The 8,036-nt window shown below is 49.5% G+C and carries 8 protein-coding genes; 5 read left to right on the top strand and 3 right to left on the bottom strand.

The window, feature by feature from the left end:
* The 5 genes from JX312_RS06020 to JX312_RS06000 all read left to right on the top strand — a co-directional run.
* The coding region (locus tag JX312_RS06020; RefSeq protein WP_204457387.1) for a cobyric acid synthase at positions 1-1,238 on the top strand (1,238 nt) is incomplete at its 5' end.
* The gene (locus JX312_RS06015) at positions 1,231-2,274 is read left to right on the top strand and encodes an aminotransferase class I/II-fold pyridoxal phosphate-dependent enzyme (protein ID WP_204457386.1); all 1,044 of its coding nucleotides are present in this window, start codon (positions 1,231-1,233) and stop codon (positions 2,272-2,274) included. The genes JX312_RS06020 and JX312_RS06015, both read left to right, overlap by 8 nt.
* Positions 2,262-3,215, top strand: coding sequence for an adenosylcobinamide-phosphate synthase CbiB (gene cbiB / locus JX312_RS06010; protein WP_204457385.1), 954 nt, complete (start codon positions 2,262-2,264; stop codon positions 3,213-3,215). The genes JX312_RS06015 and cbiB overlap by 13 nt, the downstream gene beginning before the upstream one ends.
* A gap of 128 nt (positions 3,216-3,343) precedes the next feature.
* Positions 3,344-4,294 (top strand): ABC transporter ATP-binding protein, encoded by a 951-nt coding sequence (locus JX312_RS06005; protein ID WP_124030777.1) that lies wholly within the window; start codon positions 3,344-3,346, stop codon positions 4,292-4,294.
* 3 nt (positions 4,295-4,297) lie between these two features.
* A complete protein-coding gene (locus JX312_RS06000; protein ID WP_123405680.1) occupies positions 4,298-5,548 on the top strand; it encodes an ABC transporter permease in 1,251 nt (416 codons plus the stop codon).
* 27 nt (positions 5,549-5,575) lie between these two features.
* On the opposite strand, the gene cobC is transcribed toward JX312_RS06000, so the two are convergent.
* The 3 genes from cobC to cobT are packed head-to-tail and all read right to left on the bottom strand — an operon-like array spanning position 5,576 to position 7,985.
* On the bottom strand, positions 5,576-6,121 hold the full coding sequence (cobC, locus tag JX312_RS05995) for an alpha-ribazole phosphatase (protein ID WP_204457384.1): 546 nt from the start codon (positions 6,119-6,121) through the stop codon (positions 5,576-5,578).
* Between the two features lie 9 nt (positions 6,122-6,130).
* Positions 6,131-6,883 carry an adenosylcobinamide-GDP ribazoletransferase gene (locus tag JX312_RS05990; RefSeq protein ID WP_204457383.1) on the bottom strand — a complete coding sequence of 251 codons (753 nt, stop codon included), beginning with the start codon at positions 6,881-6,883 and terminating at the stop codon, positions 6,131-6,133.
* A 10-nt stretch (positions 6,884-6,893) separates the two neighbouring features.
* Complete coding sequence (cobT, locus tag JX312_RS05985; protein WP_204457382.1) at positions 6,894-7,985, bottom strand: nicotinate-nucleotide--dimethylbenzimidazole phosphoribosyltransferase; 1,092 nt, start codon at positions 7,983-7,985, stop codon at positions 6,894-6,896.
* Positions 7,986-8,036 lie beyond the last annotated feature (51 nt).

Raw genomic sequence — 8,036 nt, 5'->3', positions numbered from 1 at the left:
ACATGACCTCGCAGGTAGTGCTCAACGGTCTTCCCGTCGGCAACAAGGATGCTTATGAGTATTTCAGAAAAGAGAACAAGGAACCGTTGCGAAAAGAGGTGCATGCCGCCTTCGACCGTCTTTCCTCCCGCTATAATCCCATAGTAATGGAAGGTGCCGGCAGCATAGCGGAACTGAATCTGCGTGACTCTGACATAGTGAATATGTCGATGGCGCGATATGCGGGTGCGGCAGTGATACTTGTTGCCGACATAGACAGAGGAGGAGTGTTTGCCTCGGCATACGGTTCCATAATGCTTCAGACTGAGGAAGACCGCAGATATATAAAAGGCATCATAGTCAATAAGTTCCGTGGTGATGAAAAACTCTTTGAAAAGGGTCGCCGCCAGATGGAGGAAATCTGCGGAGTGCCAGTAATAGGAGTTGTACCGTATCTCGATGATATTCATATCGAGGAGGAGGATTCTGTATCGCTGATGAAAAAATCTTCCGTTCACACAGAGGAAAACATGATTAATGTGGCTGTTTTGGCTTTGCCTCATATATCAAATTTTACTGATTTCGACACCATTTCGCGAGATCCGCGTGTGCACCTCTACTTTACGGATGATCCGTCCGAACTTGGAAAGGGAGATGTGATTATACTTCCCGGAAGTAAGAATACGATAGGAGATCTCCGTGCCATGCGGGAAAAGGGGTGTGATGATGCCATAATCGCCGCTGCCGCACGTGGCTGTTCTGTCATGGGAATCTGCGGGGGATACCAGATGATGGGTCGTGAAATCTCCGATCCGGATGGGGTGGAAGGCGAGGTAGCAGCCGCGGAAGGTTTGTGCCTGCTCCCGACGAGTACCGTGCTGAGGGGCAACAAGACCATCAGACGTGTGGAGTTTACTGTGAAAGATTGCGAAGTAACCGGGTCTGGCTATGAAATCCATATGGGCGAGACTGAGGTCCCGGCGGATGCGAGTCCGCTGGTCGTGAAGAGTGACGGCACATGTGACGGGTGTATTGCCGGCGACAGAGTGATGGGAAGTTATATTCACGGCATACTCGACAATCAGGAAGTGACAGACCGTCTGCTCGCTCCACATGCCAGGGCGAAAGGTTTGCCGTTGAAAAGTGAAACCGAACCATACCGCAGTTATAAGGAAAGGCAATATGACGCGCTGTCAGCCAGACTCCGCGAATGTCTTGACATCGAACTGCTGTATAAAATAATGAGAGAAGATGATTGAAGGGCATGGAGATGACCTTTATCGTTATGGCGCAAAGGTCATGCACAATTTCAGCACCAATATAATCTCGGATTCGGATCACTCGGGATTGATTTCCTATCTCCATTCGGTAATGTCTAAGATAGGAAGTTATCCCGAACCGGCTCCATATTCACTGGAGAGACAGATTGCCCGGAAAATCGGTGTCAGAGCGGAAAATGTGGTTGTCACAAACGGAGCGACAGACGCGATGTATCGAATCGCGCATATTTTCAGCGGATGTGTGTCGGCGATCCGCATACCCGCATTCAGGGAGTATCAGGATGCCTGCCGTAGTTTCGGACATGAGATATGTTTCGTGAAGGAAGTTGCGGATATTCCTGTATCTGCTGATCTCGCATGGCTGTGCAGTCCGAATAATCCGACAGGGGAGGTTCTGGACAAATCTTTGATTCTTGATCTTTCCGATAAGTTTAGAGGAGGTAAAGTTCAAGCGGATACCAATAATGACAATCGGGCTTGGGTTGTTGTAGATCAGGCATATGCCGATTACACCGCCAAGCCGGTGCTTGCTCCGCAGGAAGCTGTGGAGACGGGGAATGTCGTTCTCTTGAGTTCTCTTACGAAACGGTATGCCGTTCCGGGTCTGCGTATAGGTTATATGGTAGCGGAGTCGGGGATAGCGGCAGCGGTCAGAGACAAGGGGATGCCATGGGCTGTGAACACGCTTGCCATAGAGGCAGGCGGATACCTTCTCCGGCATGATGCGGATTATATCATCAACGCACGCGGACTGCACGCCGAAGCTTTGCGTATTGCCTGTGCGTTCAGAGGTATGGGTATCGAATGTTCAGCGACAGACTGCAATTTTATTCTATGTCGTCTGCCGGAGGGTACGGCTGCAGAACTTAAGGAATATCTTGTGGATAGCCACGGCATACTTGTCAGGGATGCCTCAAACTTCGAAGGTCTGGATGAAAGATATTTCCGTGTTGCGGCGCAGAGTTCCGCTAAAAATGATATGTTGATAAAAGCTGTGGAGGAATGGATGAGATGATTTTACACATTGCGGTAGCTGTCTTGCCCTTGCTGGCTGGATGGATTCTTGACCGCCTGTTCGGAGATCCGGCGTGTCTGCCGCATCCAGTTGTCGGATATGGGAAAGTTATTTCCTTTTTTGAACACCGTCTCAACAAAGGGTCTGACCGCAGGCTGAAGGGAGCCTTGATGTCGTTATCGCTCGTGTTGTCGGTGTTTGGAATAGTGAGGCTTCTGCTATGGCTATTGTCTCCATATCCGTATGTCCGCATTGCGATAGAAACGGCGGGTGTGTTCTATTGTCTTGCAGGAACCACGCTGACGAAAGAGGTCAGGATGGTGTTTGCCGCCTGTCGCGAAGGGCTGGATGCCGCGCGTCGTCAGGTAGCGAGGATAGTAGGCAGAGATACTGGTTCGCTTGATGAACAGGAAATAAAGACCGCGGCATTGGAGACACTTGCCGAAAATCTCAGCGACGGTGTCATAGCCCCGATGTTCTGGTATCTGCTGTTGGGATTGCCGGGAATGATGGCGTACAAGATGGTGAATACACTGGACTCGATGATCGGATATAAAAGCGAGCGATATAAGGATTTCGGATGTTTCGCTGCAAGAATGGATGACGTGGCAAACTACATTCCGGCGCGTCTCACCTCTTTTCTTATGGTAATCTCTATCTTTAGATTTTCTCTTTTGAGATTTGTTAGGAAATATGGACGTTGTCATGCCAGTCCAAATTCCGGTTATCCCGAGGCGGCATTGGCAGGAATCCTTGACTGTCGTTTCGGTGGCACTCATGACTACTTCGGCGAAGCCGTCTACAAACCCTATATCGGTTCCAACCCCAAGCTTCTCACGGACTCCGACCTGCGTATCTCCCTCCGTGTCTGTCTCCAAGCCGAACTCCTCATGTTGATTCTCTGCTTCCTCCTGCGCACTTACAACCACTTTTATATATAAAAGTGGTTGTTATGTGGTAGTGTGTGGTTGGATAACAAAATATGGATTGGTTTAGACTGAGTGGTAAACGAAGATGTATAATCGGAAAAAATTGTTTAAATTTGTAATCCGAACAAAGAATAATAAAAATGAGCTATTTACTGGAAGCTAACGGTATAGTCAAGGATTATACCGGGCATAAGGCACTTGACGATGTGACTGTACACGTGCCGGAGGGGAGTGTGTATGGCCTTCTCGGTCCCAACGGTGCCGGGAAAACCACTCTTATAAGAATCATAAACCATATCACCGCTCCCGATGCAGGAGAAGTTATCTTCGATGGCAGACCGCTGACAGCAGATGATGTCAAGCATATAGGCTATCTCCCGGAAGAGCGTGGTCTCTACAAAAAAATGAAAGTAGGGGAGCAGGCAATATTCTTTGCCCGGCTGAAAGGTCTGGACAAACGCGATGCCGAGAAACGTCTCAAGGAATGGTTCGAGCGTATGGAAATCGGCAACTGGTGGAATAAGAAAGTAGAGGAACTTTCCAAAGGAATGGCGCAGAAAGTGCAGTTTATCATCACAGTGCTTCACCGTCCGAAACTTCTGATTTTCGATGAGCCGTTTTCCGGATTTGACCCTATCAACGCGAATATCCTCAAAAGGGAGATTCTCCGTTTGCGAGATGAAGGCTCCACTGTTATTTTCTCCACACATAATATGAGCAGTGTCGAAGAGTTGTGCGACCATATAACACTGATAAACCGCAGCCGTAACATTCTTACCGGGAATGTAGAGGAGCTGCGCCGCTCATTCGGAGGCAACCGCTTCAGATTGCGTTTCGAAGGAGAGCTGTCTTCTCTTGCCGAGGCTATCAAGCCTGTTGTATCCTATATCGGCGAGGATGAGGAAGAGAACCGCGGTCAGGGGGAATCCGTGATAGTCGAACTCAGCGATGCGGCTACTCGCCGCGATCTTGTGGATATTGCAAACAGGGCGACAGATCTTGTCGGTTTCGAACCTGTGATGCCTTCAATAAACAATATATTTATCAATGCCGTGCGCAATTCCTCGGAAATGCCGGTTGAAAACAAATAAGATATGGAACTGTCTTTAATCATACAGAGAGAATATTTCGAGCGGGTGCGCCGCAAGAGTTTTATAATCACAACAATCCTTATGCCGGTGATAATGATAGCCATGATGGCTTTCCCGGCAGTGATCTCCATATTGTCCGGTCCGGAGAAGAAGACCATAGCAGTGGTAGACCCCTCGGGGATCGTAGGCAATGCGTTGCCTGCGCATGGCGAGCTTTCTTTCGCGCCGGTAGAGATGTCGGTAGAGGAGGCGAAGGCAGACAATAATTATGACGGGGTTCTTGTTATCGGAGAAAATCTTGTCAGCGATGACACTGATGTCTCGCTGTATACCCGAGAGGCGGTGAGTCTTGCCACTGAAGAGTCGATTTCCGGCGAATTGTCGCGAATCGTTGAGCAGAAGAGACTTCAACGCTACGATATAGAGAATCTTGACCAGATAATCGCCGCCGTGCAGTCGCATGTGAGGATGCAGACATTTACGCTCGGCGATGACGGCGAGAAAGAGACTTCATCGGCGATATCCTATATGATAGGAATCGTGATGATGATGATCCTTTATATGTTCATACTCATGTACGGGCAGATGGTGATGACCTCGATTATCGAGGAGAAAGCCAATCGTGTGCTTGAGGTTGTGGTGTCGTCGGTCAAGCCCTACACACTGCTGATGGGAAAACTGCTCGGCATCGGATGTGTCGCGCTCACTCAGATACTGATATGGGCGTTCATCATACTTGCCTTCACCATGTGGGGGTTGCCTGCGATACTGAGTTCCGCATCCGACATGGATTCCGCAACGCTCTCATTGGTGCTCGGAATCGGTAATCCTGCATATATCATGAAACTCTTCGGATGCATGACTCTTTTCCTTGTCGGCGGATATCTCTTCTATTCCTCCATCTATGCCGCCATCGGCAGTTCTGTCGACAATATCCAGGATGCGAGCCAGCTCACCTCATTCGCCACAATGCCTATAATAATCGGTCTGCTTCTTGCTTTCACTGTAGTCAATGACCCCACGTCGCAACTCGCTTTCTGGACATCGGTGATACCGTTCACCTCGCCGATGGTGATGATGTCACGAATGCCCTTCGGCGTTGCCGGATGGGAGATCGCGCTTTCTGCGGTATTGCTGTTTGTCTCTGTTCTTTTCATGATATGGCTGAGCGCGAAGATATATAGAATCGGCATCTTCATGTATGGCAAAAAGCCCAACATCAAGGATCTTGTACGTTGGGCAAAATACAAATAGAAGCACGTTTTTTAACGTGCTCTACGGTCAGACTTCGACTGTGATCATGCCTCCATATGGAGGCTGGGAGCCGAAAAGCTTTTCCAACGGAATGATTCCGAGGATAAGCATCACATTCATCATGACTCCGGCATGGGTGAACACCAGGACATCGCCCTTGCCGGAGTTTTTCATGTCGTCAAGGAATGATGCGACACGCCGGTTCTGGTCGAGAAATGACTCGCCGCCGGTAGGTGTGACGTTCAGCCAGTCGTCAAACCATTCCTGTAATCTCGGGTCTTTTATGTCATCGTATCGTTGCATCTCCCATTCTCCGAAATTCATCTCCAACAGTCTGTCATCAGGGATGGCTTCATCATAACCACACGCCTCTGCCAGCAGCCGGCACCGGCTCAACGGGCTACGATATACCGCGTCAAACGGCTTGCCGTTTGATATTATGGTTTTTCTGATGGTTTCACGCACTTTCGCGGCTTCTTCGGGGAATGTCGGTTTTAAAGGCACATCGGTGCGACCATAGCAAACACCTGGCTCAACGTCAACGGCTGTATGTCGGATAAAGGTTATCTTCATGAGCGTTTTTTATTGAATGACAGCGTGGGCAATGACAGCGGATGAAAAATAGAAAGCCAGTTCACAGAGCAGTGCCGTGGCTCCGCAGCAGTCACCGGTGTACCCTCCGATTTTACAGCGCATATAGAGTATCATCGCGGCTGCGACAGCCATCGGAAGAGGAAGGGCAAGCCAATATGCTTCCGGCAACAGGATTGCGGGAAGCAATCCTGACAGCAGGCATATCACAAAAGCCGGTGCCGACATGCGGTCATATACGATTTTGTTCTTAGCCTCCTCTTGTTTTCTGGCGTAGGGGAGTGTGTTGATGATGAATGATCCGCAGAACTTGCTCCACGGGTCGGCGGCAAAGACAATCAATGGAGCTGTTGCCGGCGGCAGCGATGCCACGCATGACACAAGGAGCATGAAATAAATTACAAGACCGATGACTCCATAGGATCCGATTCTTGAATCTTTCATTATTTCGAGAATGCGTTCGCGGGTCGAGCCTCCTCCTGTGCCATCGATGAAATCTGCGAGTCCGTCCTCATGCAAGGCACCGGTAAGAAGAAGTCTTACGGCAAAAGCTGTGACAACGGCGGCAAAAGGGGGAAGCACTTGAAGTGCCCCCCATAATGTCAATGCCGTCAAGCCTCCGGTTATCCATCCGGCAGCCGGCCACAGATCCACTACACGTTTATATTTGTCAGACGGTATGTCTGTAATTTTCCATACCGGAATCCTTGTGAAGAATCCTATTGCCGCAAAAAGTTTTTTCATAACCTGTTTGTCAGAAGTATTTGGTGACACCTACCGACTGGAAGTTGTCCATCTCGTTGATCATGCGCACTGCAGAGTCTATTATAGGATATGCGCATACCGCGCCGCTCCCTTCGCCAAGACGCAGGTCAAGGTGTAGAATAGGATCGGCGCCAAGAGCCTGCAACAAGAGTTTATGTCCCGATTCATCGCCCTGATGTCCGAAGATCGCGTAATCGAGCACAGCCGGATTCAGTCTGGACGCGGCAAGTATGCATGCGGTCATTATGAATCCGTCTACAATTATTATCATTCCGAGTTCGGCAGCCTTAAGCATGCCACCCACAGCCATTACCATCTCGTATCCGCCGAACCGAGCCATGATCTCTTCTGCCATCGTGTCGGGTACGTGTTGTCCCGGCTGTGGGATAATACCTGCGACATCCCGTTTCTTTTCGGATATGAAATTATCCCATGCGCGGGTCAGTACATCGAGTTTACGGTTGATGCCGGGTTTGTCGAGTCCTGCGCCGGCACCTATGCATTCAGCCAAAGGAATGCCGGTGAAAGCGTGCATCCACATGGATGATGATGATGTGTTGCCGCTGCCCATCTCACCGAAACTTACTATGTTGCAGCCATCGTTGTAAACGTCTTCCACAACTTTTGCTCCGCGTTCTACAGCAAGATCGCACTCCTCACGTGTCATCGCCGGCTCATACAGGTAATTGCGTGTGGATTTCCGTATCTTGCAGTCAATGATTCCTTTTCCGGCGGGAATGTCGTAATCGACACCAGCATCTACAAGCACGAGTCTGAATCCATGCTGGTCACAGAGAAAATTGATGCCGGCGCCACCATGCGAGAAATGAGACAGCTGCTGCCATGTCACTTCTTTGGGAGAGACAGTTACACCCTCCTCTATTATGCCGTGGTCAGCTGCAAACAGTATATTGTGTGGTTTCGACAGCTTCGGTGACAGCGTCTGCTGTATAAGCCCGATACGGGCGGCGAGTTTCTCAAGTTTGCCGAGCGAGCCTTTGGGCTTGGTCAGGAAATCTATTTTTGTCAGGAGGTCTTTTTCAATCTCTTTTGAGGGAGTCTTGATTGCGGAAGTTTTCATATTTTGGGGGTTAAATGGGGTTAAATGGGGTTAAATAGGGCGGAATAGGGC

This window comes from Barnesiella sp. CU968, from assembly GCF_905219685.1.
In the GTDB taxonomy this organism is placed as follows: domain Bacteria; phylum Bacteroidota; class Bacteroidia; order Bacteroidales; family Muribaculaceae; genus Lepagella; species Lepagella muris_A.
This window is presented reverse-complemented; position numbering and strand designations above follow the sequence as displayed.